Raw genomic sequence first — 24,329 nt, forward strand, 5'->3', positions numbered from 1 at the left:
ACCATCTTTGATGGTTTTTTTTATTTTTCCGGTACTGTAACTTTACCATCAATAATATTTTGTTTTGCTACTTCAACTTCTTTCCAAGTTTTATCTGACAAGTTGTCTTTGGCAAGGCTAACCCCTCCATTTTTTAGGTTGTAGTTAAGAACTTGTCCGCCAGGAAATTTACCATCCTTGGTTTTGTTCGCAATATCTTTTACAGCAACACCAACTTCTTTAACAGATGAAGCCAAGACAAAGTTCGAATATTTTCCGTCTTTAGATTTATAATTTCCAAGATACTCTTGATCTTGGTCTACTCCAATAACCCACACTTTATCTGCTTCATTTTTTGTAGCATTAAGAGCTTTAGCTTCAGAAAAGACACCGGCACCAGAACCACCTGCTGCTTGATAAATAACATCATTACCTGAACCATACATTGCTGCAGCTATTGTTTTGCCTTTGGCTGCATCAGTAAAAGTACCCGCGTACTGTACTTCAATTTTTATATCAGGGTTAATTGATTTTACCCCAGCGGTGAAACCTTTTTCAAATGCAGTGATAATATCCGATTGCATCCCGCCTACAAAACCAACTTTATCTGTTTTGGTGGTTTTTGCTGCAGCTACACCTGCAAGATAAGCTGCTTCTTGATCTGCGAAAGTTGCTGAGGCAACATTGTCTTGATCTTTTATCACTGAATCAATAATTGTAAATTTTGTATCAGGATTATTTTTTGCTGCCTGCGATGTTGCTTCTTGGAGGTCGAATCCAACACCGAATACTAAACCATAACCTGCCGAAACAGCGGAGTTAAAGTTGGTTGTATATTCAGAAACAGCACTTGCGTTAAAGTAGTTGATACCTTTTGATTGTGACAAACCGTTTTCCTTGCCCCACTCTTGTAGGCCTTCCCAAGCGGATTGATTAAATGAACGGTCATCTACCCCACCTGTACTTGGAACAAGTGCTACCTTTAAGTCTGTTGCAGCACCCGCTGATTCACTATTACGTCCACGACAGCCAGCTAGAATAGTTACGGAGGCAAGTGCAAGTGCACCAAGTGTTAAAATTCGTTTATTCATTAAATAAAATTCTCCCAAAATTTAATAGATACCTACTATAACATAAGAATAGATTTTTTGAAAATATTTTCTCGTAAAAATCGTCTTTTTGTAAAATTTTACATTTTTTCTTATAAAAAAATACCAGATAATCTCTGGCATAATCAATCTTAAAACGTTTATGCTTTACCATAATAGATTTTACGAATTTCTTCTGTATAAGCGCCATCCTCTCCGTGTACAATCAAAGGTGGAAGAAAAACTTCTCCCCCAGCTTTCCCGTCTTTAATCGCATCAATCAGTAGTATATTTGCTGCTTGATTGGCTTTCGGATAAACAAACTGAATGCGTTTGGGAATCAGATTATGAGCCCTCATTTTATCTATAATCTCAAAAAAACGATCGGGACGATGGACCAGAGCCAAATGACCATTTGTTTTTAAAAGACGCTTGCTGGTTTCAAAAATTTCATCAAGATTTGTCGCTAACTCATGGCGTGCAAGTGTGTAATGGTGATTATTATTAATATGGCTCGCTTCATCCAGCTTAAAATATGGTGGGTTACAAAAAATTAAATCAACTGTTGAGGTATTGATATAGTCTAAAGACTTGTTCAAGTTATCATTGATAACAGTCATTTGTTCTTGTAAGCCATTTAGTTTAATGGAGCGCTGTGCCATTTCTGCTAGACGTTCTTGCAATTCAATTTCTGTAATATGTGCATTAGTCATTGAGCTGGCAAAAAGGCCCACTGCTCCATTTCCCGCACACATATCCACAATTTTTCCTTTTTTTGGAAGGCGTGGAAATCTTGCAAGGAGAATAGCATCAATCGAAAAGGAAAAAACCTCTCGACTTTGAATAATCTGGACATTCGATGCCGCGATTTGATCTATACGTTCACCAGCTTTTAATTCGATTTTAGTCATTCTTCTATTATACAATTTTCATTTCTAAAATTCTTGATGAAAAGCAGATAGACAAAAAAAGCGAGACAATGCTCGCTCTAACTTTTACAATTGAAAGACCATCGCTGTGCGTGCAGCTAATGAAAGTTTAAGTTTTCCCGTTTCTTTTTGATAAGAAAAGCTTGATCGAGGACCAAATCCTCCATATTTTCGATCATCTGTATCGAGAAGAAATGTCGGAGGATTAGGCACATCGAGCTGGAGTCGTTGTTCCATGGTCGGATGGAAATTAAGAACGAACAGCAAATTTCCCTTACGATAAGCTAAAAGCTTATTCTCATTTTTTATCCAGTATTGTTGCAAGCTATCACTTTGTTTCAAAAAGTGATAGTTTTTTTCTAAAGCAATCATGTCATGATCGAACTTGAGCAGGTATTGGTAACGCAAATGCTCCTTTGCTGCGAGAGACCATTGACGACGAGCATGTTGAAAACTATCATGATTGCCTTCTCTTGGAAAATCCAACCACTCTGGATGACCAAATTCATTTCCCATAAAGTTGAGGTAGCCTTCTCCGGCTAAACTAAAGGTAATCAAGCGTACTATTTTATGCAAGGCAACGGCGCGATCAACCACCATTGATTCACTGTGGATATCCATCGCATCATAGATTGCTTCATTGGCCAGCCACATCATGAGCGTCTTATCTCCAACCAAAGCCTGATCATGACTTTCCACATAGCCAATGTTCTTTTCTCCGGGACGTCTTGTGGTTAATTCCCACCAAAGTTGCATTAAATCAAGGTCCTCATCAGATTTTTCTTTAAATTGCTTAATCCAATAATCCGGCACCCCCATCGAAAGGCGATAGTCAAAACCAATCCCTCCCTCAGAGATAGGAAGTGCCATTCCTGGCATGGCTGACATATCTTCTGCAATCAGTGTTGCCTGTGGATTCACTTGATGGACAAGTTCAGTAGCCAGCATAAGATAAACAACTGCTTCAATGTCTGTCTCTGTTGAAAAATACTTCTTATAACTATCAAAGCTTGTCCCTAGTCCATGATGATGATACAACATACTCGTGACCCCATCAAAGCGGAAACCATCAAAATGATAAGTCTCTAACCAAAACTTGAGGTTAGATAAAAGAAAGTGAATAACTTCATCTTTACCATAGTTAAACAACTTTGTGTTCCAAGCTGCATGTTCGCCACGCGCGCCTTGATGAAAGTACTGATCACTACTTCCATCAAAAAGATTCAGACCGTCTCCAACATTTTTTACAGCATGTGAATGGACCACATCCAATAAAACACGAAGTCCCATCCCATGTGCTGTATCAATCAAAGCCATCAAATCTTCAGGTTTTCCGAAACGGCTTGATATTGCAAAAAAGTTAGAAACTTGATAACCAAAGCTTGCATATAAAGGATGCTCCATAATAGCCATAAGCTGAATCGTATTATAGCCCGCTGCCTTAATACGAGGTAAAATATCCCGTGTAAACTCTTGATAAGTATTTATTTTATGCTCTTCACTAGAAATTCCAATATGAGCTTCATAAATAAGTGGTGCTTCCTCTTCTAAGAGAGGCGAAGAATGCTGAAATTGATATTGTGGGGCAACAATCACACCGTCCAGTTCGAAATGTTCATTTTGAACAGCATAGAGCGCATAAGAAGGCACTCTATAAACTTCAGCTCCGTTGATAACAAGTTTAACCTTTACCTTGGAACCAAGTGGTAAATCTCCTGGTACAGCTATTTCCCATACACCACCATAAGCTGCCTTTAGTTCATGTTTGTCTGTCCAATCGTTAAAGTCCCCTACTAAAAAAGCTTTTTCAGTATGAGGCGCCCATTCACGGAAAGTCCAATACTCTTTTTCTTGTTGAAAGCCAAAATATTTATGACCATTGGCAAAATCTGTAAGTTTCCCCTCCATTCCTAGCAATCTCTTCTTCGTTCTTGAAAATTCAAATAAGCGGTAGGATAAGTCCTCCTTATATGGTTCTAGGTATGGATCATACTGCAAAATATTTAACATTCTGAGAAACCTCCTCTTAATCATGGTGACAATCTTTCCCTTATTTTACCATTTTTAGATGTTGGATTATATTTTTATGAGGGATTTAAACAAAAACAGAGAAAACGTAAATTTTCTCTGTTTTTTATTTTTAAAAGTTCTTAGCATTTGGCTTATTATAGCCGTATTTTTCACAAAAATCTTCTCTGAATTCTAGAAGATTATCATCCATGATAGCTTGACGAACATTTGTCATCAAGTTAATCAAGAAATGTAAATTATGGTAGCTTAAAAGGCGCAGACCAAAAGTTTCGTCAGCCTTGAATAAATGACGCAAGTAAGCACGGGTGTAGTTTGAGCAGCAATAGCAATCACATTCTGGATCAAGGGGTGTGAAGTCAAGCTCATATTTGGCATTTTTAATATTCACACGGCCGAAACTTGTCATTGCGGTACCATTACGAGCAATACGTGTGGGTAGCACACAGTCAAACATGTCTACACCACGAATGACACCTTCAATCAAACTATCAGGTGCACCAACACCCATCAAATAACGTGGTTTATCTTCTGGTAAAAGCGGTGTTGTAAAGTCAAGTACGGCATTCATCTCAGCGTGAGACTCACCTACAGCAAGTCCGCCAATAGAATAACCAGGGAAATCCATGCTGACGAGATCACGCGCAGATTGGCGGCGTAAATCTTCAAAGCCAGCACCTTGCACGATACCAAAAAGTCCTTGATCATGTGGGCGTTGATGCGCTTTTAGGCCACGCTCTGCCCAGCGGGATGTACGTTCCACAGAAGCTTTGACGTAATCATAAGGTTGATAGAAAGGTGGACATTCATCAAAGCTCATCATGATATCAGAACCTAAATTATTTTGGATAGAAATCGCTTTTTCTGGATTGAGGAAAAGTTCGCGACCGTCGAGATGGCTTTTAAACTTAACACCCTCTTCACTGATATTTTTCTTGTTTTGTACTAAAGAATAGACTTGGAAGCCACCACTATCTGTTAAAATAGGCTGATCCCAGTTCATAAATTTGTGCAAACCGCCTGCTTGAGCAACAAGCTCATCGCCTGGTCGAAGCCACAAATGATAGGTGTTGGCAAGAATAATCCCAGAACCCATCTCTTTAAGTTCTTCTGGGGATTGTGTCTTAACCGTGGCTTGTGTTCCTACAGGCATGAACATAGGTGTTGGAAAAGTCCCATGTGGCGTTATAATTTCACCGAGACGCGCGCCTGTATGTTTTTCTTTTTTAATCAGTCTGTATTTTATTGCATGTTCAGTCATGTAAACTCCTTTAAACTTCTACAAGTATACCAAATTTCTTTGATTTTTCCCAGCCAGTCTATAACCTCCTTTCTCTAAAAGTTTTTGGTTGTGAAGCCCCGTCTTTTATGGTATTCTAAGAAATGGAGGATACTATGAAGTTTAAAGATTTAAAAGAAAGAGCTAAGGATGCTCTGAGAGAAAACTTTGGTGCCAAATTACGTTTGTTCTTAATTCCAATTTTCTGGGGAATTATCTCAACAAACATGACTTACCAATCAAATTATAATTCCAATATGGATACAGTCAATAATTTTGATGCCAATACTATTACAACAGGACTATTACTTTCTATACTCATAGGAATACTTATCGGCGGGCTGATTGGCCTTATGATTTCGGTCATTATAGATGTTATCACTGTGGGTGCGCGTTTCAACTATATTAAAATATACCGTGGCGAAAGAGAAAATCCACGCTTTAAAAATGTCTTTACTCCTTTTAAAGACGGCAGTTGGACAAAAATATTTGTTCTTCACTTAGTGACTGCACTCCTCATTGGTCTTTTAACAGTGACGATTATTGGTATCCCTTTTGCTATCTATCTTGGCCTAGGTTGGTCACAAAAAGATTACATTCTTTTTGACCAATTAGAATCTGGGACTTATACTGGTATTTGGGGCGTGCTCAATGCCTCTGCTCAAGTAATGCGTGGCTCACGTGGGGATTATTTCCTCTTCTTGTTGAGCTTCATCTTATGGTATATCCTCTCAGGTATTACTCTAGGTCTTGCTAAATTCTGGACAACCCCATATATCGAAATGTCTACTATCGCTTATTATCAAAACTTAATCGATACGAAGAGAAGCATGAATCAAACTGCATATTAAAAAGAAGCTCTTACTGAGCTTCTTTTTTTACTTTTTTCCCATGGGTGAAATAATAGATTACAATGATTAAAACTATAAATATTGCTGATGCATAATACAAATTACGATAACCTAAAAATGGAACGAGAAGCCCCATGATGAAAGGACCAAAACCTACACCCATATCTAAAAAGCCAAAAAATGTCGATGTGGCTACACCTAAACGATCAACGCCTGAGCTACGTATTGCAATAGCTTGACCAAAAGGTGAAAATGAACCATAACCCAGTCCAATAAAAATAGCTGCCACCAGTAGAATGATTGAAGACTGTGCCCAACCGATCAGTACCAAGCCAATTGCAAAAAAGATAAAGACAGGGTACATTACATAATTATCACCTTTGATATCAAAGATACGACCAGTTACAGGGCGTGAAACCAATATTGCTAAGGCATAAATAAGGAAGAACAGAGATCCGGCTGTTGCAAGCCCAATTTCTGAGGAATAAGTATTCATAAATGCCAAAATACTTGAATAAGCAATACCTATCAGCATCCCTATTACAGAAATAGAAACAGCTTTCTTTTCAAAATAATTTGACCAAGAAAATTTCTTCTTAATACTTTCTGAACTAGCTACAGTTGTATGAGGCGCTTTAATAAAGAAGATACCAATAAGTGCAAGTAGCAAGAGCACATTTGAAAGATGAATTAAGAGTGTAAAACCATATTTACCATAAAGAAACATGGAGAGGAAAGGACCGATAGCTGAAGACATCGTTACCGATAAAGCATAATAACCGATACCTTCCCCTCGCCGAGAAGAAGGAACCGTTGCTCCTGCTAAAGTCCCTGAAGCTGTTGTTGCTATACCAAAACCAATACCATGTAGGAAACGAAGAACGAGCAAGCTCTCAACACTTGGTACAAGATAGTATACCAAACCAAAGAGCAAATAAATGCTTGTTCCCATAAAGAGCATTTTCTTAACACCCCATTTTGCAATGTTGTTCCCCGCCCAAAGACGTGCAAATAAGCTACCTACAATGAAAAGACCTGTCAAAATTCCGGCTGTACCCGCAGAAGCATTATACTTTGCCATCGCATGTGTACCAATAACAATCGTTGGAATATAAAATACTAAATAATATATAAAATTGAGTAGCATATTAATAATAAAACTTGGCGTCCATAACTTTTCTTTTTTCATTTTTCTCCTTCACTTGTATCCGCTATCAATCAAATAAAAAGCAGGAAAACTCCCGTTTCCGAGAGCTTATCCTAGCATTTTTTGATTATAGCTTAATTTTAGTTACATATTATTATATCATTTTTCTGCCTATTTTAATTTCCTGAAGCTTCACATTTGCCTCACCTGTTCGTCTACATAAGTTTTACGAACAACAAAGGAGAGTTTTAAAATTCATTCGAAAGACTGATTGTCCCTAGATTTTAGAATGTTATAATAAAGATATAAATAAATCGAGAGGGTTAACGACTATGCTATTCTTATTATTCTTTATTCTATGCACTTATCTATTTCTCAAGGGCTTTGTTAAGTTCATCTTGCCATTGCTTCTTTTTATCTTCCTTGCAAAACTTTTTCTGGGCGGACTCTTTCTCTTCTTCAATACTCATTTCCTTTTCACACTAGCGATTATTGCCTTCTTCATCTGGTTAATTCGTACGGTAAGCAGTCAAAACTACTAAAAAAACACTCTCTATTGTTAGAGAGTGTTTTTTTCTATTTTTAAAAATTTATTTTGCTTCATACCAGCTGTCGCCCGTATTTTCATCTGCAAGTAAGGGAACATTTAACTCTACTGCAGATTCCATAGTTTGTTTCACCAAGTTTTGAACCGCCGTAAGTTCTTCCTTAGGTACTTCAAGAATAATCTCATCGTGAACTTGTAGCAATAATTTGGCTTTAAACTTGCCTTCTGACAATGCTGCATCAAGATTAATCATGGCAATTTTCAAGATATCTCCGGCTGACCCTTGAATCGGGGCATTAATTGCTTGACGTTCTGCACCTTGTCGCACCATAAAGTTGCGATTATTGATTTCTGGCAGTTTACGCCGGCGATTAAACATCGTGCTTACATAGCCTTTATCCTTGGCTTCACGTTTTGTTTCCGCTATATAATTGGCAACTCCAGGATAACGCTCAAAGTAAGCTTGGATCATCTCTGCTGCTTCCTTATTGGAAATACTCAAGCGTTTAGCGAGTCCATATTCTGTTTCTCCATAGGAGATACCAAAATTGACAGCTTTCGCATTGCGACGATCGTTAGGCGTAACATTTTCAGGCTTGTCTATGTTGAAAACACGCATTGCTGTACTGCTATGAATGTCAGCACCATGATTAAAAGCATCAATAAGATGTTCATCTTTAGACATATGTGCCAAAACCCGAAGTTCAATTTGCGAATAGTCGGAACTCAAAAGAATATTATCTTCAGCTGCGACAAAAGCTTTACGAATCAAGCGTCCAGCTTCTAGGCGTACTGGAATATTCTGCAGATTTGGATCAATCGAGGAGAGACGACCTGTTTGCGTTAAATCTTGAACATATCGTGTATGGATACGGCCATCTTCAGCTATTTGCGGAATCAACCCTTGCACGTAAGTGGATTGAATTTTTGATATTTGACGATATTCGAGTATTTTGGCTACTAGTTCATAGTCTTGAGCCAAGTTTTCTAAAATATCTGCTGCTGTTGAATAGCCTGTCTTTGTTTTTTTCCCATGCGGCAACTGTAATTTTTCAAAAAGAATGACTCCAAGTTGCTTAGGCGAATTAATATTAAATTCTTCACCTGCAAGTTCATAAATTTTTTCAGTTAAATCAGCAATCATCTTCTGATTTGCCGCACCAATTTCTTCTAAGGTGCTCACTTCAGCAGCTATTCCTGCTATTTCCATTTTAGCTAACACGTTGGCCAAGGGAAGTTCCATTTCTGTCAAAAGATGATATTGTTCATTTTCCTCGAGATTTTGGATCATTACCGCTTTCGTTGTAGCTAAGACATGAATTTTACCTGCCAAATGTTTGAAAAGAATTTCATCTTCAGGAATACGACGTTTTGCTCCTTTGCCGTAAACTTCTTCATCAGTAGATATATACTTGTTAGCAAATAATCGACCAATAGTTTCAACCTTATTATCTTCTGTTGTAGAAATAAGATATTTAGCTAACATACTGTCGTACTTGGCTGTCGGTAGTTCAATACCTAAGCGATGAAGCAAAACTTTATTTTTCTTAAAATCATATGTATTTTCAGGAAAAGGGAAATTCTTTAGGAGTTCTGTATTCTTTGATACAAAAACTTTTTCTTCATTTCCCCAAGCAAACCCAATGATATCTTCTTTGTGGTAATTCTCATTTAAAATTTCAATATAAAAGAAATCATCTTTGTCCACTAAAATATCTGTTGCATCTTCCACAACTTCAAAACTAAGCGTAACTTCATCTGCTTCTGCCGTTTCAAGTTTGGCTTTGAATTGCGCAAATCCCATCTCATCATAAAACTTGATCAATTCTGCTGCATCCACAGGCTTAATCAAAGTATCAGCAAGATCAATTTCAATCGGAGATTTCGTATCAATCGTTGCAAGAGTACGAGATAAAAAGGCCATTTCACGGTCAGCAATAAGATTTTCCTTCATCTTACTTTTCTTAAGTGAATCAATATTCTCATAGAGATTATCAATAGATCCCCACTCTTGAAGCAACTTCATAGCCGTCTTTTCGCCGACTTTTGTTACACCTGGATAATTATCCGAGCTATCACCCATCAAACCTTTAAGATCAATAAACTGTTGTGGCGTTAAGCCCGTTTTTTCCAATAAATAAGCCGGTGTAAAGCTTTCAAACTCAGCCACACCTTTTTTCGAAATTTCGACTGTCGTATTTGAGTCCACTAACTGAATCAAATCCTTATCCCCAGTTACGATTGTAACATCATAATCGCCAGCTTCAGGGAGTTCAGCCATTTTATCTAAAGTACCAATAATGTCATCTGCTTCATAGTTTTTAAGCTCATAATGATTATAGCCTAACTTTTCAATCAGCTCCTTAATAAAAGGCAATTGTTCGCGGAATTCATCCGGTGTACGTGCTCGCCCATCTTTGTAAGCAGAAAACATTTCCGTTCTAAAGGTTGTTTTTCCTGCATCAAATGCAATCAGAACATGATTAGGTTCTAATCTTTCGACCAAATTATTAAGCATAAGATGAAAGCCATATATCGCATTGGTATGTAAGCCACTCGGAGCCACAAAACGATCTACTTGATTATAGAGGGCGAAAAAAGCCCTGAATGCTAATGAAGAACCATCAATAAGCAGTAATTTATTTTTCTTGTTTTCCATAACTCCTATTATACCTTAAATTTATAAAAAAAAAGAAGCCTTAGCTTCTTTACTTCACTTGGCATTTACCCTATCTCGCAGGGGGCAACCCCCAACTACTTCCGGCGTAATAGGACTTAACTTCTGTGTTCGACATGGGAACAGGTGTATCTCCTATGCAATGAATACCAAATCATGGTCTGAATGTATTGAACACTCAAAACTAAATAACAATCTCTTGATAAATAAGTAAAGCTGAACTCATATGTTCTATTACTTGGTAAAGTCCTCGAGCTATTAGTACTGGTCCGCTCCATCCCTCGCAGGACTTCCACTTCCAGCCTATCAACCTGATCATCTCTCAGGGCTCTTAATTCATAAAGAATGGGAAATCTCATCTTGAGGTGGGCTTCGCACTTAGATGCTTTCAGCGCTTATCCCTTCCCTACATAGCTACCCAGCGGTGCTCCTGGCGGAACAACTGGTACACCAGCGGTAAGTCCACCCCGGTCCTCTCGTACTAAGGGCAGATCCTCTCAAATTTCCTACGCCCGCGACGGATAGGGACCGAACTGTCTCACGACGTTCTGAACCCAGCTCGCGTGCCGCTTTAATGGGCGAACAGCCCAACCCTTGGGACCGACTACAGCCCCAGGATGCGACGAGCCGACATCGAGGTGCCAAACCTCCCCGTCGATGTGAACTCTTGGGGGAGATAAGCCTGTTATCCCCAGGGTAGCTTTTATCCGTTGAGCGATGGCCCTTCCATGCGGTACCACCGGATCACTAAGCCCTAGTTTCCTACCTGCTCGAGTTGTAGCTCTCGCAGTCAAGCTCCCTTATACCTTTACACTCTACACATGATTTCCAACCATGTTGAGGGAACCTTTGGGCGCCTCCGTTACTCTTTAGGAGGCGACCGCCCCAGTCAAACTGCCCGACAGACACTGTCTCCCACGCCGATTATGCGTGTGGGTTAGAGCAACCATGAAGCAAGGGTAGTATCCCAACAGCGACTCACTTGAAACTAGCGTCCCAAGGTCAAAGTCTCCTACCTATCCTGTACATGCTTCACAGGTACTCAATATCAATCTGCAGTAAAGCTCCATGGGGTCTTTCCGTCCTGTCGCGGGTAACCTGCATCTTCACAGGTACTAAAATTTCACCGAGTCTCTCGTTGAGACAGTATCCAAATCATTACGCCTTTCGTGCGGGTCGGAACTTACCCGACAAGGAATTTCGCTACCTTAGGACCGTTATAGTTACGGCCGCCGTTTACTGGGGCTTCAATTCAGAGCTTCGCCTAAGCTAACCCCTCCTCTTAACCTTCCAGCACCGGGCAGGCGTCACCCCCTATACATCACCTTGCGGTTTAGCAGAGAGCTGTGTTTTTGATAAACAGTTGCTTGGATCTTTTCACTGCGGCTGTATTTCTACAGCACCCCTTCTCCCGAAGTTACGGGGTCATTTTGCCGAGTTCCTTAACGAGAGTTCTCTCGATCACCTGAGGCTACTCGCCTCGACTACCTGTGTCGGTTTGCGGTACGGGTAGTATTGAATTAAACGCTAGAAGATTTTCTTGGCAGTGTGACATCAAGGGCTTCGCAACCGTAGTTGCTTCCCCATCACAGCTCAATGTTAAAGGAAAATGCATTTGACACATTCCACACCTCACTGCTTAGACCAGAATCCATTAACTGGCTCCCTTTAGCCTACTGCGTCCCTCCATCACTAACAATACTAGTACAGGAATATCAACCTGTTGTCCATCGACTACGCCTTTCGGCCTCGCCTTAGGTCCCGACTAACCCAGGGCGGACGAGCCTTCCCCTGGAAACCTTAGTCTTACGGTGGATAAGATTCTCACTTATCTTGCGCTACTCATACCGGCATTCTCACTTGTAATCGCTCCAGCACCCCTCACGGTATACCTTCATCGCTGATTACAACGCTCTCCTACCATTTAATTAATATTAAATCCACAGCTTCGGTAATATGTTTAGCCCCGGTACATTTTCGGCGCAGGGTCACTCGACTAGTGAGCTATTACGCACTCTTTGAATGATAGCTGCTTCTGAGCTAACATCCTAGTTGTCTGTGCAACCCCACATCCTTTTCCACTTAACATATATTTTGGGACCTTAGCTGGTGGTCTGGGCTGTTTCCCTTTCGACTACGGATCTTAGCACTCGCAGTCTGACTGCCGCACATGTGTATTAGCATTCGGAGTTTATCTGAAATTGGTAACCCGAGATGGGCCCCTCATCCAAACAGTGCTCTACCTCCAATACACTTAAATTGCGACGCTAGCCCTAAAGCTATTTCGGAGAGAACCAGCTATCTCCCAGTTCGTTTGGAATTTCTCCGCTATCCACAAGTCATCCAAACACTTTTCAACGTGTCCTGGTTCGGTCCTCCAGTGCGTCTTACCGCACCTTCAACCTGCTCATGGATAGGTCACTAGGTTTCGGGTCTACATCATGATACTAAAGCGCCCTATTCAGACTCGCTTTCGCTACGGCTCCGCCTCTTCAGCTTAACCTCGCATCATAACGTAACTCGCCGGTTCATTCTACAAAAGGCACGCTCTCACCCATTGACGGGCTCGAACTTCTTGTAGGCACACGGTTTCAGGTGCTATTTCACTCCCCTCCCGGGGTTCTTTTCACCTTTCCCTCACGGTACTGGTTCACTATCGGTCATTAAGGAGTATTTAGGCTTGGGAGATGGTCCTCCCGGATTCAAACTGGATTTCGCGTGTCCAGCCCTACTCAGGATACTGCTAGGTATAAAGTCTATTTCAAATACGAGGCTATTACTCTCTTTGGCTTACCTTCCCAGGTAATTCTTCTATAGACTTTAAGTCCACGTTGCAGTCCTACAACCCCAAGAAGCAAGCTTCTTGGTTTGGCCTGTTTCCCGTTCGCTCGCCGCTACTTAGGAAATCGTTTTTACTTTCTCTTCCTGCAGGTACTTAGATGTTTCAGTTCTCTGCGTTACCTTCTCGTAAGCTATGTATTCACTTACGGATACTATGCATAACATAGTGGGTTTCCCCATTCGGAGACCTAGGGATCAATGCGTACTTACTGCTCCCCCTAGAATATCGTCGTTAGTCACGTCCTTCTTCGGCTCTTAATGCCAAGGCATCCACCGTGCGCCCTTATTAACTTTGCCATTAAAACAAGTATAAGTTTTTTCGAACTATTTAAAATAATTCGCAGCTTTACAGAAATGTTTTACCATTTCTCGGTTTATTTATCGTTATAAGATATTGTTATTTAGTTTTCAATGATCAATTCCTATTTTAACGTCTTCGTTGACAAGATACTGTCGTATCTTATGGAGCCTAGCGGGATCGAACCGCTGACCTCCTGCGTGCAAAGCAGGCGCTCTCCCAGCTGAGCTAAGGCCCCTTCTCTCAACGCAATCTTCTCTATCTTGCATCAAAAGACTGCTTGTTTGGTCTTTATAGACCCCTCAAAACTGAATAAAGTAGAACAACATCTTTTTTTATATTCCTTAGAAAGGAGGTGATCCAGCCGCACCTTCCGATACGGCTACCTTGTTACGACTTCACCCCAGTCATCGGTCTTACCTTAGGAAGCGCCCTCCTTGCGGTTAGGCAACCTACTTTGGGTACTCCCAACTTCCGTGGTGTGACGGGCGGTGTGTACAAGGCCCGGGAACGTATTCACCGCGGCGTGCTGATCCGCGATTACTAGCGATTCCGACTTCATGCAGGCGAGTTGCAGCCTGCAATCCGAACTGAGAATGGTTTTAAGAGATTAGCGCACCCTCGCGGGTTGGCGACTCGTTGTACCATCCATTGTAGCACGTGTGTAGCCCAGGTCATAAGGGGCATGATGATTTGACGTCATCCCCACCTTCCTCCGGTTTATCACCGGCAGTCTCACTAGAGTGCCCAACTTAATGATGGCAACTAGTAATAAGGGTTGCGCTCGTTGCGGGACTTAACCCAACATCTCACGACACGAGCTGACGACAACCATGCACCACCTGTATCCCGTGTCCCGAAGGAACTCCTTATCTCTAAGGATAGCACGAGTATGTCAAGACCTGGTAAGGTTCTTCGCGTTGCTTCGAATTAAACCACATGCTCCACCGCTTGTGCGGGCCCCCGTCAATTCCTTTGAGTTTCAACCTTGCGGTCGTACTCCCCAGGCGGAGTGCTTAATGCGTTAGCTGCGCTACAGAGAACTTATAGCTCCCTACAGCTAGCACTCATCGTTTACGGCGTGGACTACCAGGGTATCTAATCCTGTTTGCTCCCCACGCTTTCGAGCCTCAGTGTCAGTTACAGGCCAGAGAGCCGCTTTCGCCTCCGGTGTTCCTCCATATATCTACGCATTTCACCGCTACACATGGAATTCCACTCTCCTCTCCTGCACTCAAGTCTCCCAGTTTCCAATGCACACAATGGTTGAGCCACTGCCTTTTACATCAGACTTAAGAAACCACCTGCGCTCGCTTTACGCCCAATAAATCCGGACAACGCTTGGGACCTACGTATTACCGCGGCTGCTGGCACGTAGTTAGCCGTCCCTTTCTGGTTAGATACCGTCACTTAAGTAATTTTCCACTCTACTTAACGTTCTTCTCTAACAACAGAGTTTTACGATCCGAAAACCTTCTTCACTCACGCGGCGTTGCTCGGTCAGGGTTGCCCCCATTGCCGAAGATTCCCTACTGCTGCCTCCCGTAGGAGTCTGGGCCGTGTCTCAGTCCCAGTGTGGCCGATCACCCTCTCAGGTCGGCTATGTATCATCGCCTTGGTAGTCCTTTACACTACCAACTAGCTAATACAACGCGGGATCATCAAGTAGTGAAGCAATTGCTTCTTTCAAATAAGAATCATGCGATTCTCATTGTTATGCGGTATTAGCGTTCGTTTCCAAACGTTGTCCCCCGCTACTCGGCAGATTTCCCACGCGTTACTCACCCGTTCGCCGCTCTTCATAAAAATAGCAAGCTATCTTTAATCATCGCTCGACTTGCATGTATTAGGCACGCCGCCAGCGTTCGTCCTGAGCCAGGATCAAACTCTCATTTAAATTTAGTTCATCAAATGAACTGGCTGTTGTTTTGTCTTTCATTATTGAATTGACAGTTGGTATACAAGAAGTTAACTTCTCGCATATAGTCATTCTACTTTATTCAGTTTTCAAAGGTCTATCGCTCTCGTAAGAGATACGCTCTCTCGCGACAACTATTATATTCTATCAAACTCACTTTGTTCTGTCAAGAATAAACTGTGATTTTTTTAAAAAATTTTACCTTTGTTCGGTTTATCCCCCATTTACTGGGCTTTACGCCATTTATTTTTTTTGTGATTTCCTGTTAATTAAGATAAGAACATCGTTATGTAAATAAAAAATGGCCACTTGGCCATCTTTTTATTTACATATCCACATTATGATAAACTTTTTGAACATCGTCGTCGTCTTCTAAAGCATCTACCAAACCTTCGAAGGTTTCTAAATCTTCACCAGAAAGTTCAACTTCGCTCTGTGCAATCATCTCAAGTTCAGTTGTTGTAAATTCAGTAATACCTTTTTCTTTGAGAGCAGCAATTGCTTTGTGTAAATCTGTAGGTTCTGTATAAACAATAATTTGTCCTTCTTCCGCAGAAACATCACGGACGTCAATTTCTTGTTCAATCAAATATTCAAAAATCTCGTCAGCATCATCACCAGCAAAGACGATCACACCTGTATTATCGAACATGTAGCCTACAGAACCTTCCGCACCAATATTCCCACCATTTTTATGGAAAATTGTGCGGATATTAGAAATTGTACGGTTTACATTTGAAGTTAACGTTTCACAGATAATCATTGATCCATTCGGTCCGAATCCTTCATATCGTCCAGAAACGAAAGCTTCTTCTGCTCCACCTTTAGCTTTGTCAATCGCTTTATCAATAACATGCTTTGGAACTTGTGCTTGTTTCGCACGTTCAATAACAAACTTGAGCGCTGTATTTGACTCTGGATCTGGCTCCCCTTGCTTTGCGGCTACATATATTTCAACACCAAATTTTGCATAAACTTTTGATGTTGCTCCGTCTTTAGCTGATTTTTTTGCGGCAATATTGGCCCATTTGCGTCCCATGGGACACCTCCTATTTTCAATTTATTCTTAAATATTATATCACAAAATCAATGGTTTGCGCCCATGGTTCTGTTCTTTAAAATTACGATTTCCTAATTGATAAATATCATCTGATTTTTGCGTAAGTAAGTCCCATGATTCTTTTCCAATGCGAGTCACAAGCTTATCCTTCACTTTAGCCAGATGTTGTTGTCCTTGCTTTGTAAAACCTAAAACATGAATGTTTTGAGGCAACTGAAAATCACATGGAATATCCAATAAAACATAGGTCAAAAGCCGTCTTACACGTGCTCTAGTATATCGTTTTGTATGCACTGCCTCTATCAATTCATCGACAGTATTCACTTGCTTGATGGCTGTTTTTATCCGACTTTCCAACTCTGTATTCATTTGAAAAATAAGGCTCAAATCATGGGAGATTATCTTATACTTAAGCAAAGTGAAATAATTATCCCAAGAAACTCTGGGGTGCTGATAGAGTTGTTTTAAATTTTCCGGCACAAAATTCAAAATATCTTGTTGGTCGATATTTGCTCTAATAGCTGTTGCTGAAGCAATTTCACCAGATAAACTACGAGAATGAAAATCGTTACTACGCTGAATGGCTTGTAGTCTTATATCTTTGCCCGCACTGGCTTTGGCATAAGCAAGAGCCAGGACATGGTTGGGTGTATTTCCATCAAAATGTAAGCCTGAGAATTTCTGCCACATCATCTGAGTTTTTTCGGGATAACTCAATGTATCAGGTAAATCTTTAATGAAGTTCTCCATTTCGGTTGACTTCTCTTCATAAAGATTCACGATTTTTTGATAATCAAGGGTAGACTCCGAACCAAAAACAAGTTCACCAATCCCCATTTTATCAAGAATATCCACTGCTGCCTGTGCAAAAAAATCAGCAGCTTGGACAGCTCCCATGACAGGAAGCTCAACCACGATATCTGCACCATTTTTTAGAGCCATTTCAGCTCTTGTCCATTTATCAAAAAGAGCCGGTTCACCCCTTTGCATAAAATTACCAGACATGGCAACGATTTTTATACCATCGCCTGCCTGATCTAATAAATATTTATGTCCATTGTGAAAAGGGTTGAACTCAGCAACAATTCCTATTATTTTTTGCATACAAAGAACCAACGTAAGCTTTCTTCTTCAGGTTTTTCATCTTCAAAATCAGCATATACTTCTACTTTAGAAAATTTTTGAAGTCTTGTCAAATATTCCTTTATTGGGTACGTTCTCTCTTGATGTACTTCATCTTTACGCACAAATTTTCCATCGGAATCTTTAACAAAGAAAGTCAATTCATGGACGACTGAATGAGGGTAATCCCCTACAAAAGAATCCCAGAGAAAAGAAAATCTTCATCGTTTTCGTGATAAGAGTAACCTGGAAAGACCGAATCCACTTGATATGTCGAATGGACATCAAAGATAAACACACCTTCCGCATTTAAAGAATTATAAACACCATCAAAAACGCGTTGAACTTCAGAAGCATTCGACATGTAACAAAGCGAATCCGAATAGCAAGTCACAACATCAAATGTGGTTTCTCCTGATAATTCACGCATATCTCCGGCAGCAAAAGTAATTTTTGCCCCCATCTGACGTGCACGTTTATCTGCAATGGTCAGCATTTCCTCTGACAAATCAACACCGGTTACTTCATAGCCTGCTTGACTAAATCTTATCGAGAGAATCCCTGTACCACATGCCAATTCCATGATATTTTGCGTTTTTGCTGGAAAATGTCTTTGACTAAACTCAAACCACAAGTCATAGAGCTCCTCATCCATTACGGAATCATAGACCCGGGCAAATTCCTCATAAGAAGCCGTCATTTATTCAGAAATCCATTCATTAATATCAACAAGTGGTGCATCTGACCATAGTTTCTCTAAGTTAAAACGCAAGCGTGAATCATGGTCAAAAACATTGACAATCACGTCACCTAAGTCAACTAAAACCCATCCTGTACGGGCATCCCCTTCGATATGTCCTGCTACTTGCACACCAAGTTTATCCGCTTCTTCAGCAACATTATCGACAATCGCATCAATCTGGCGCGTATTCATTGCTTCAAGGACAACGAAATAATCTGCAACGCCTGACACAGCAGCGACATCAAGTGCTACAATATCTAAAGCTTTTTTATCATCGGCTGCTTTTACAACTGTTTCGAGTAATTGTTTTGAATTCATTTTATTCCTATTTTCTATTTTTATTATTATTTTTTAAGATATTTGATAAATGCGTTATATGTTTCGATACTTTGGGGGTAAATTTTTACACGAAGTTCAGCCAGATAATCAATAAGTCGCATTGTCTCAAAGGCAACTGCCATATTCAGAGAGTAATCCGCGATAGCTCGCGCTTCAATAACACCCGGGAAATCACGTCCCTCTTCAATATAGTCCGCCACATAAAGTACTTTTGCTAAGTCAGACATCGCTGCATCCCCTACAGTGTGCACCTCGATTGCATGTCGAATTTCGGTATCTTTCAAACCTAAATCTTCTTGCATTTTATAGATGCCCACTGTACCATGCCATATGTTATTGCCCCAATTTTTCAAATCAGGATTCAAGTTATACTTTTCAATCAGTTCTAAAAAGATGTCATCTGCTGTTTCTTTTGCGTAATCATGCAACAGAGCAGCAAGACTTGCTTTATGCACATTTACATCATATTTTTCAGCAAGTGCAACTGCTGCTTTCTCTACTCCTAGGATATGTTGGAAACGTTTTTCAGACATTTGAGCTTTTATCTTCGCAAGTAGTTCTTCTCTTGACAAGTTTACTTCTGGATAAAAATCAAACATAAAGTCCCTCTTTCTTAATATAAGCAAGTACTTTGGGTGCTAACAAGAAATTTGGAACAAGCCCTCGGCTAAATTGTTCACGTATCATATTACCAGAGATATCCATTCCCGGTACATCCACCCACAAAATAGGATAACTTGTCCCCGCGCGGAAGCGTGGTCGACGTACGCCAACCAGCTGTACTAATTCTAAAAGTTGCTCAATATTTTTCCAACTTGGTAAACTATTGATTAAATCTCCCCCAATGATAAAGTAAAAATCTGTATTGGGATGTTCTTCCTTGAGGGCCTTTACTGTTTCATATATGCCTTCATCTGCTTGGCAGCGGCATTTGTTCAATACAAGACCTTCTTTCCCTTCCAGTGCTAGCTCTAACATGCGGGTAACATGCCCATCGGTATTATGTTCCGGAAGAAACACAACTTGTTCTAAATTCAGCTGCTGACGCACTTGATCAGCGATTGTTAAATGTGCGATGTGTACAGGATTGAAACTTCCCCAAAAAAGACCGATGGCACGGCGAACACGAGCATTTTCCTCTTGTAGATCCACCTTAGTAAAAGGTGTTAGAAGTTCAAGCGACATAACTTATACCTTTTTTACATCTTCTGAAATTTTACGATTTTCTTTACGATCACTAACCTTAAAGACTACTACATTACGTCCGATAATTTGGACAACGTTGAGCCCCATTTCATCAATCATCGCTGCAACATCTTTGGCAGTTTCATCAGAGTTTTGTAAGATGTTAACTTTAATTAATTCACGCGCATCTGCAGCGTGGCGAATACTTGTAAGAATTTCGTTCGACAGTCCAGATTTTCCGATTTGAACTATGGGGCGAATATTTACTGCGAGGCTTCGCAGGTAACGCTTTTGTTTTCCAGTTAATTCCATTTTAATTCTCTTTTCTAATAATTATCCAGCTTCCAGGTCATGCTGGGAGCAATGATCCCTTTAACTTTATAAGCTGTTTCACCTTCAACAACTTCGTTGACCATGGCTATTTTTTTCAGTTCAGGTAGTTTATAAGCCATTGCATAAGGCAAATCTAACTCAAAAGCAACAAAGAGCTCATGCAATTTTTCTAAAATTGCCGTACGCAACCACTGGACACCTTCGTCTGACTTAATCGAAAGCTGTACTGCTGGTGTCAAAGTAGGTACAAAATCCTTAGCAATATCCATCTTATTATAGACATTTAACACAGGAATACCTTGAATATCCATTTCTTCCATCAATTTTTGGACTGTTTTTTCATGGACTTCATGATGGGGATTACTCGCGTCAATGACATGGATGAGTAAATCCACATGAGTCGACTCTTCTAAAGTCGACTTGAATGCCTTAATCAGCTCCGTCGGCAAATCTTGAATAAAACCAACTGTATCTGTAAGACTGACTGTAAAATCCTCTTTTATTTTTACCAGATTGGTTGTTGCATCTAGTGTAGCAAAAAGTTCATCTTTTTCATATTGCGTTTTTTCAGTCAAAGCATTCATTATGCTTGACTTCCCGGCATTCGTATAGCCAATCAATCCGATTTTAAAGATAGAGCTTTCTTTACGCTTTTTCCGAATCGTTTCACGGGTTTTTTCAACTTTTTGGAGCTGTTTATCTATATTTTCAATACGTGTCCGAATATAACGACGGTCTGTTTCAAGTTTACTTTCACCAGGACCTTTGGAGCCGATACCTCCTCCTTGACGACTGAGCATGATACCTTGGCCGACCAAGCGTGGTAACAAATAGCTAAGCTGAGCTTGTTCGACTTGAAGCATCCCTTCATGAGACCGCGCCCGCAATGCAAAAATATCCAATATCAATTGCATCCGATCAATAACTTTGATTCCTAAAGCTTCTTCCAGATTAATGTTTTGGCGAGGTGTCAGACGGTCATTGAAAATAACCGTGTCTATTTCTCCGACTTCAATTGCCCACCTCATTTGTTCAAGCTTGCCGCTTCCAATCAGAAATTTAGTATCGTATTTGTCCCGCTTTTGTGTAAAGGCATCAATCACAAGCCCCCCTGCTGTTTTTGTGAGTTCAGCAAGTTCAAGCATCGAGCTTTCAAAATTTTCGCTATTTTCAAAGGTCTCTACGCCAACGAGTAAGACACGTTCTTGTTTTTCTTCTAGATTTATCATACTTATACCAATGCCTTACGCAGAACTACGTCTACACCTTCTGGTACCCATGCTGCCACAACGCCACGTTCCGCAACCCGAATCCATCCTAGACCAGAGAAGACAATATCTGATTTTTCTTTGACAGAAAATTCTTTACGGATGAGTTTTGGGAAGTCCGAAAGATTTTTCGCACGTGGCGGTTGAAGTAAACCACCCGCATGTTTTTCATAAAATTCAGTAGCTCCTTCTAATTTTGTACGATGAATATCTAACTCATTGTCACAAAAAACAGTAAGCCCTTGTTTTTCACCTTGTATATAGTCAAAACGTGCAAGCCCCCCTAAAAATAGAGTTTGCCCTGCATTAAGTTGATAAGTTTTAGGCTTGATTTCTTTTTTAGGTGAAACGAGTTTCAGGTCTTTTGCTTCAAGATAGTGCGCCATTTGTCCACGATGAATAATCCCCGGTGTATCAATAAGCAAGCTATCATCATCAAGAGGAATCTCAATCTTATCTAAAGTCGTCCCTGGAAAACGGCTAGTGGTAATCACATTGTCATCCCCTGTGACAAGTTTGATAATGGCATTAATTAATGTAGATTTACCCACATTCGTTACACCAACTACGTAAACATCACGACCTTTACGCATTTTCTCAATTTTTTCCATGAGTTCTCGAACATCATCTTGATTTTTAGCTGAAGTTACAAGAACATCAAGAGGACGGAGACCAGCTTTCTTTGCTTGCTCCTTGAGCCAAGCGCTCATTTTACCAACTTTTAATGAGTGCGGCAGAATGTCTTTCTTATTGGCTACTAAGAGAAGGTGATTGTTGCCCGTAAAACGATGCAAGCTTGGGATTAAGGAGCCATTAAAATCAAAGATGTCAACAACATTCACGATTAACGCATCATGCTCACCGATTTCGCTCAAAAGGCGCAAAAAATCATCGTCTGTCAAGCTGACATCAGCGATTTCATTATAGTGACGAAGGCGGAAGCAACGTTGACAGTACAGTGCGTCATCTTCTCCTCTTTTCGCTAGCGCTCCTGCAGGCAGGAAACCCAAGGCATTTTTATCTTTTGTTTGAATCAATGCACCGCAGCCAATGCAATGCAATTCTTCCATAATATTTTCAGTTTCATTCATAGGCCTATTTTAACACTTTTCAAGTTATTATTCTCCCCTATTTACCTCTAACCTCCTATGCTTCTACATCAGGACATTATTTTTGAGTTTCGAAAATTGATAACTTCCTACGTGTTCCTCTCATCTCCTTTAATTTTTGGTTAGTTTCTTGGTTAGTTTTCAAAAAGTTAAATCATTCAATTTCGTTAATAAACTACTTTGAATATTTTCTGTCACATGACTATAAATTTGTAATATCATCTTTTCATCAGAGTGCCCCACACGTTCCATTATCGCTTTAATAGGAATATTCATTTCAACTAATAAAGAAATATGCGAATGTCTAAGCATATGTAAATTATACTGTCCTTCTCCTAAAATCTCTGTACATGCTTTTTTAAAAACTCTAGATAAAGTATCAGGTCCGTAAGTTTGCTTCTTAGTTCCAACAAATACAAAATTTTCATCTTTATGCTCACTAGCAAAAAAATCTAATATTTCCATAGACCTATTATCCAGCATTAAACTTCTGTAAGAATGACTAGTTTTCGGAGATAACAACTCCCTATTTCGAGCAGGAACACCATGAATATTTAACGTATGCCTAATATGTAACTTCTGATTATCAAGGTCAACATCTTCCCATTTTATCGCCAAAAGTTCACCTATTCTCAGTCCTGTCAAAAATAAGAACTCAAACATCAACGCTTTTCTGAAATGCCACTTATCTTGATACAAATAATCAAGAAGTTTTCTCATATCTCTCTTGTCTAAGAATTTCTCTTTTTTCTGTTGAATTTGTTCGTGAGTCAACTTAACTTTAGGCAAAACTATATTTTCTATTGGATTATTTTTAACATAACCTATTCTCTTTGCATAAGAAAAAAGCAATCTGTAGTAAGTTTTCCTTAAACTAAGAGTTGCAGGCGCTAAACGTAATCCCATGAAGAATTTCTGCACTTTAGCAGTAGTCACTTCTCTTATTTTTAAATTACCAAATTCCTTTAAAAAAATATTAAAAGCACTTATTTCTACAAATTGAGATGATGCTTTTAATTCTTGATCCCGTATAATTCGCCATTCATCAAATACTTCTTGAACTGAGGGTAAAATTTCACTTTTGCTAGCTGTACTTTCTTTTATCCTCTTCTCAATCTTCTTAGAAAGTCTACTTTTAGCTTCTGACTGCGATACTCGACTTTTCGAATTCATGGTAACAGTTACTTGTCGCCACTTTCCTTGACTATCATCAAAATATTTCTCAAAATAACGATATTTCCCATTATCTAATTTTTTATAAAACATTTTTCTCCTTGTTCTCCAAGCAAGAAAATGTGTGCACTTTGTATTATAACATTTTCCTACGCTGTTCTTGCTTATATTCCATATACTTATAGTACCCCGACAAACTTACCCGTCTTAAGCCTTGTGAAGGTTCTAAGATATACTTTGAAAATTCATTTCTTTCCATTTCTGTTAAATGTTTTTCTACCGTTTTTACTGACCACTGAAAAATTGAAGCCAGTTGATATTTTGTTTTTAAGTCTACAATCATAATCCTCCCCCTATATACAAAAAAACAAGGGCGAGATTTCTCCCACCCTTCATATTCACCGATTTTATTTTAA

At 39.9% G+C, this 24,329-nt stretch carries 17 protein-coding genes, 1 tRNA gene, 3 rRNA genes and 1 pseudogene; 1 reads left to right on the forward strand and 21 read right to left on the reverse strand.

The window, feature by feature from the left end; genetic code table 11:
* Positions 1-20: 20 nt before the first annotated feature.
* The 4 genes from P3G65_RS10325 to tgt form a co-directional block, all read right to left on the reverse strand.
* Positions 21-1,070: a BMP family protein gene (locus tag P3G65_RS10325; RefSeq protein WP_019291570.1), complete on the reverse strand. Its 1,050-nt coding sequence runs from the start codon at positions 1,068-1,070 to the stop codon at positions 21-23.
* Positions 1,071-1,228: 158 nt separating this feature from the next.
* The gene (locus tag P3G65_RS10330) at positions 1,229-1,978 is read right to left on the reverse strand and encodes a tRNA1(Val) (adenine(37)-N6)-methyltransferase (RefSeq protein ID WP_019291572.1); all 750 of its coding nucleotides are present in this window, start codon (positions 1,976-1,978) and stop codon (positions 1,229-1,231) included.
* An 84-nt stretch (positions 1,979-2,062) separates the two neighbouring features.
* The gene (locus P3G65_RS10335; RefSeq protein ID WP_284071175.1) at positions 2,063-4,030 is read right to left on the reverse strand and encodes an alpha-amylase family glycosyl hydrolase; all 1,968 of its coding nucleotides are present in this window, start codon (positions 4,028-4,030) and stop codon (positions 2,063-2,065) included.
* A 106-nt stretch (positions 4,031-4,136) separates the two neighbouring features.
* Positions 4,137-5,285 (reverse strand): tRNA guanosine(34) transglycosylase Tgt, encoded by a 1,149-nt coding sequence (gene tgt / locus P3G65_RS10340; protein WP_284071176.1) that lies wholly within the window; start codon positions 5,283-5,285, stop codon positions 4,137-4,139.
* A 134-nt stretch (positions 5,286-5,419) separates the two neighbouring features.
* On the opposite strand from tgt, the gene P3G65_RS10345 reads away from it, so the two are divergent.
* Positions 5,420-6,154, forward strand: coding sequence for a DUF975 family protein (locus P3G65_RS10345; RefSeq protein ID WP_019291574.1), 735 nt, complete (start codon positions 5,420-5,422; stop codon positions 6,152-6,154).
* 10 nt (positions 6,155-6,164) lie between these two features.
* Here the strand turns inward: P3G65_RS10345 and P3G65_RS10350 are convergent, their stop codons facing one another.
* The 17 genes and pseudogenes from P3G65_RS10350 to P3G65_RS10430 all read right to left on the reverse strand — a co-directional run bounded on the left by P3G65_RS10350 (position 6,165) and on the right by P3G65_RS10430 (position 24,256).
* A complete protein-coding gene (locus tag P3G65_RS10350; RefSeq protein ID WP_019291575.1) occupies positions 6,165-7,343 on the reverse strand; it encodes an MFS transporter in 1,179 nt (392 codons plus the stop codon).
* Positions 7,344-7,891: 548 nt separating this feature from the next.
* Positions 7,892-10,507: a DNA polymerase I gene (gene polA, locus P3G65_RS10355; RefSeq protein ID WP_019335280.1), complete on the reverse strand. Its 2,616-nt coding sequence runs from the start codon at positions 10,505-10,507 to the stop codon at positions 7,892-7,894.
* A gap of 56 nt (positions 10,508-10,563) precedes the next feature.
* A 5S ribosomal RNA gene (gene rrf / locus P3G65_RS10360) occupies positions 10,564-10,679 on the reverse strand.
* 84 nt (positions 10,680-10,763) lie between these two features.
* Positions 10,764-13,663, reverse strand: a 23S ribosomal RNA gene (locus P3G65_RS10365).
* 166 nt (positions 13,664-13,829) lie between these two features.
* Positions 13,830-13,902 (reverse strand) — tRNA-Ala (locus P3G65_RS10370).
* A gap of 110 nt (positions 13,903-14,012) precedes the next feature.
* A 16S ribosomal RNA gene (locus P3G65_RS10375) occupies positions 14,013-15,561 on the reverse strand.
* The 16S, 23S and 5S rRNA genes sit together here with 1 tRNA gene alongside, the layout of an rRNA operon.
* Before the next feature lie 346 nt (positions 15,562-15,907).
* Positions 15,908-16,621, reverse strand: coding sequence for a YebC/PmpR family DNA-binding transcriptional regulator (locus tag P3G65_RS10380; protein WP_017369493.1), 714 nt, complete (start codon positions 16,619-16,621; stop codon positions 15,908-15,910).
* A gap of 39 nt (positions 16,622-16,660) precedes the next feature.
* Positions 16,661-17,746, reverse strand: coding sequence for a nucleotidyltransferase (locus P3G65_RS10385; RefSeq protein ID WP_019291520.1), 1,086 nt, complete (start codon positions 17,744-17,746; stop codon positions 16,661-16,663).
* Positions 17,734-18,464: pseudogene (locus P3G65_RS10390) on the reverse strand (class I SAM-dependent methyltransferase). Before P3G65_RS10390 ends, P3G65_RS10385 begins: the two are co-directional and overlap by 13 nt.
* Positions 18,465-18,824 carry a ribosome silencing factor gene (rsfS, locus tag P3G65_RS10395; RefSeq protein WP_019291522.1) on the reverse strand — a complete coding sequence of 120 codons (360 nt, stop codon included), beginning with the start codon at positions 18,822-18,824 and terminating at the stop codon, positions 18,465-18,467.
* A 26-nt stretch (positions 18,825-18,850) separates the two neighbouring features.
* On the reverse strand, positions 18,851-19,444 hold the full coding sequence (gene yqeK / locus P3G65_RS10400; RefSeq protein ID WP_019291523.1) for a bis(5'-nucleosyl)-tetraphosphatase (symmetrical) YqeK: 594 nt from the start codon (positions 19,442-19,444) through the stop codon (positions 18,851-18,853).
* Positions 19,437-20,030, reverse strand: coding sequence for a nicotinate-nicotinamide nucleotide adenylyltransferase (locus P3G65_RS10405; protein ID WP_019291524.1), 594 nt, complete (start codon positions 20,028-20,030; stop codon positions 19,437-19,439). Before P3G65_RS10405 ends, yqeK begins: the two co-directional genes overlap by 8 nt.
* Before the next feature lie 3 nt (positions 20,031-20,033).
* A complete protein-coding gene (yhbY, locus tag P3G65_RS10410) occupies positions 20,034-20,342 on the reverse strand; it encodes a ribosome assembly RNA-binding protein YhbY (protein WP_017369498.1) in 309 nt (102 codons plus the stop codon).
* Positions 20,343-20,356: 14 nt separating this feature from the next.
* The gene (gene hflX / locus P3G65_RS10415) at positions 20,357-21,592 is read right to left on the reverse strand and encodes a GTPase HflX (RefSeq protein WP_019291525.1); all 1,236 of its coding nucleotides are present in this window, start codon (positions 21,590-21,592) and stop codon (positions 20,357-20,359) included.
* Positions 21,593-21,594: 2 nt separating this feature from the next.
* Positions 21,595-22,701, reverse strand: a complete 1,107-nt coding sequence (gene yqeH, locus P3G65_RS10420; protein ID WP_029346086.1) for a ribosome biogenesis GTPase YqeH — start codon at positions 22,699-22,701, stop codon at positions 21,595-21,597.
* 180 nt (positions 22,702-22,881) lie between these two features.
* Entirely contained in the window at positions 22,882-24,006 is a 1,125-nt protein-coding gene (locus tag P3G65_RS10425; protein WP_284071177.1) for a site-specific integrase, read from the reverse strand.
* A 43-nt stretch (positions 24,007-24,049) separates the two neighbouring features.
* A complete protein-coding gene (locus P3G65_RS10430; protein ID WP_017371010.1) occupies positions 24,050-24,256 on the reverse strand; it encodes a hypothetical protein in 207 nt (68 codons plus the stop codon).
* Positions 24,257-24,329 lie beyond the last annotated feature (73 nt).

The organism is Lactococcus sp. bn62 (assembly GCF_029492705.2).
GTDB lineage: Bacteria > Bacillota > Bacilli > Lactobacillales > Streptococcaceae > Lactococcus > Lactococcus petauri.

Excerpts from the sequence above, each read along its gene's own strand:
- polA (WP_019335280.1), bottom strand. The coding sequence starts at position 10,507 with ATGGAAAACAAGAAAAATAAATTACTGCTTATTGATGGTTCTTCATTA.
- P3G65_RS10330 (WP_019291572.1), bottom strand. The coding sequence starts at position 1,978 with ATGACTAAAATCGAATTAAAAGCTGGTGAACGTATAGATCAAATCGCG.
- rsfS (WP_019291522.1), bottom strand. The coding sequence starts at position 18,824 with ATGAATTCAAAACAATTACTCGAAACAGTTGTAAAAGCAGCCGATGAT.
- hflX (WP_019291525.1), bottom strand. The coding sequence starts at position 21,592 with ATGATAAATCTAGAAGAAAAACAAGAACGTGTCTTACTCGTTGGCGTA.
- P3G65_RS10425 (WP_284071177.1), bottom strand. The coding sequence starts at position 24,006 with ATGTTTTATAAAAAATTAGATAATGGGAAATATCGTTATTTTGAGAAA.
- P3G65_RS10350 (WP_019291575.1), bottom strand. The coding sequence starts at position 7,343 with ATGAAAAAAGAAAAGTTATGGACGCCAAGTTTTATTATTAATATGCTA.
- P3G65_RS10380 (WP_017369493.1), bottom strand. The coding sequence starts at position 16,621 with ATGGGACGCAAATGGGCCAATATTGCCGCAAAAAAATCAGCTAAAGAC.
- P3G65_RS10405 (WP_019291524.1), bottom strand. The coding sequence starts at position 20,030 with ATGTCGCTTGAACTTCTAACACCTTTTACTAAGGTGGATCTACAAGAG.
- P3G65_RS10325 (WP_019291570.1), bottom strand. The coding sequence starts at position 1,070 with ATGAATAAACGAATTTTAACACTTGGTGCACTTGCACTTGCCTCCGTA.
- yhbY (WP_017369498.1), bottom strand. The coding sequence starts at position 20,342 with ATGGAATTAACTGGAAAACAAAAGCGTTACCTGCGAAGCCTCGCAGTA.
- P3G65_RS10345 (WP_019291574.1), top strand. The coding sequence starts at position 5,420 with ATGAAGTTTAAAGATTTAAAAGAAAGAGCTAAGGATGCTCTGAGAGAA.
- yqeH (WP_029346086.1), bottom strand. The coding sequence starts at position 22,701 with ATGGAAGAATTGCATTGCATTGGCTGCGGTGCATTGATTCAAACAAAA.
- P3G65_RS10385 (WP_019291520.1), bottom strand. The coding sequence starts at position 17,746 with ATGCAAAAAATAATAGGAATTGTTGCTGAGTTCAACCCTTTTCACAAT.
- yqeK (WP_019291523.1), bottom strand. The coding sequence starts at position 19,444 with ATGTTTGATTTTTATCCAGAAGTAAACTTGTCAAGAGAAGAACTACTT.
- P3G65_RS10430 (WP_017371010.1), bottom strand. The coding sequence starts at position 24,256 with ATGATTGTAGACTTAAAAACAAAATATCAACTGGCTTCAATTTTTCAG.
- P3G65_RS10335 (WP_284071175.1), bottom strand. The coding sequence starts at position 4,030 with ATGATTAAGAGGAGGTTTCTCAGAATGTTAAATATTTTGCAGTATGAT.
- tgt (WP_284071176.1), bottom strand. The coding sequence starts at position 5,285 with ATGACTGAACATGCAATAAAATACAGACTGATTAAAAAAGAAAAACAT.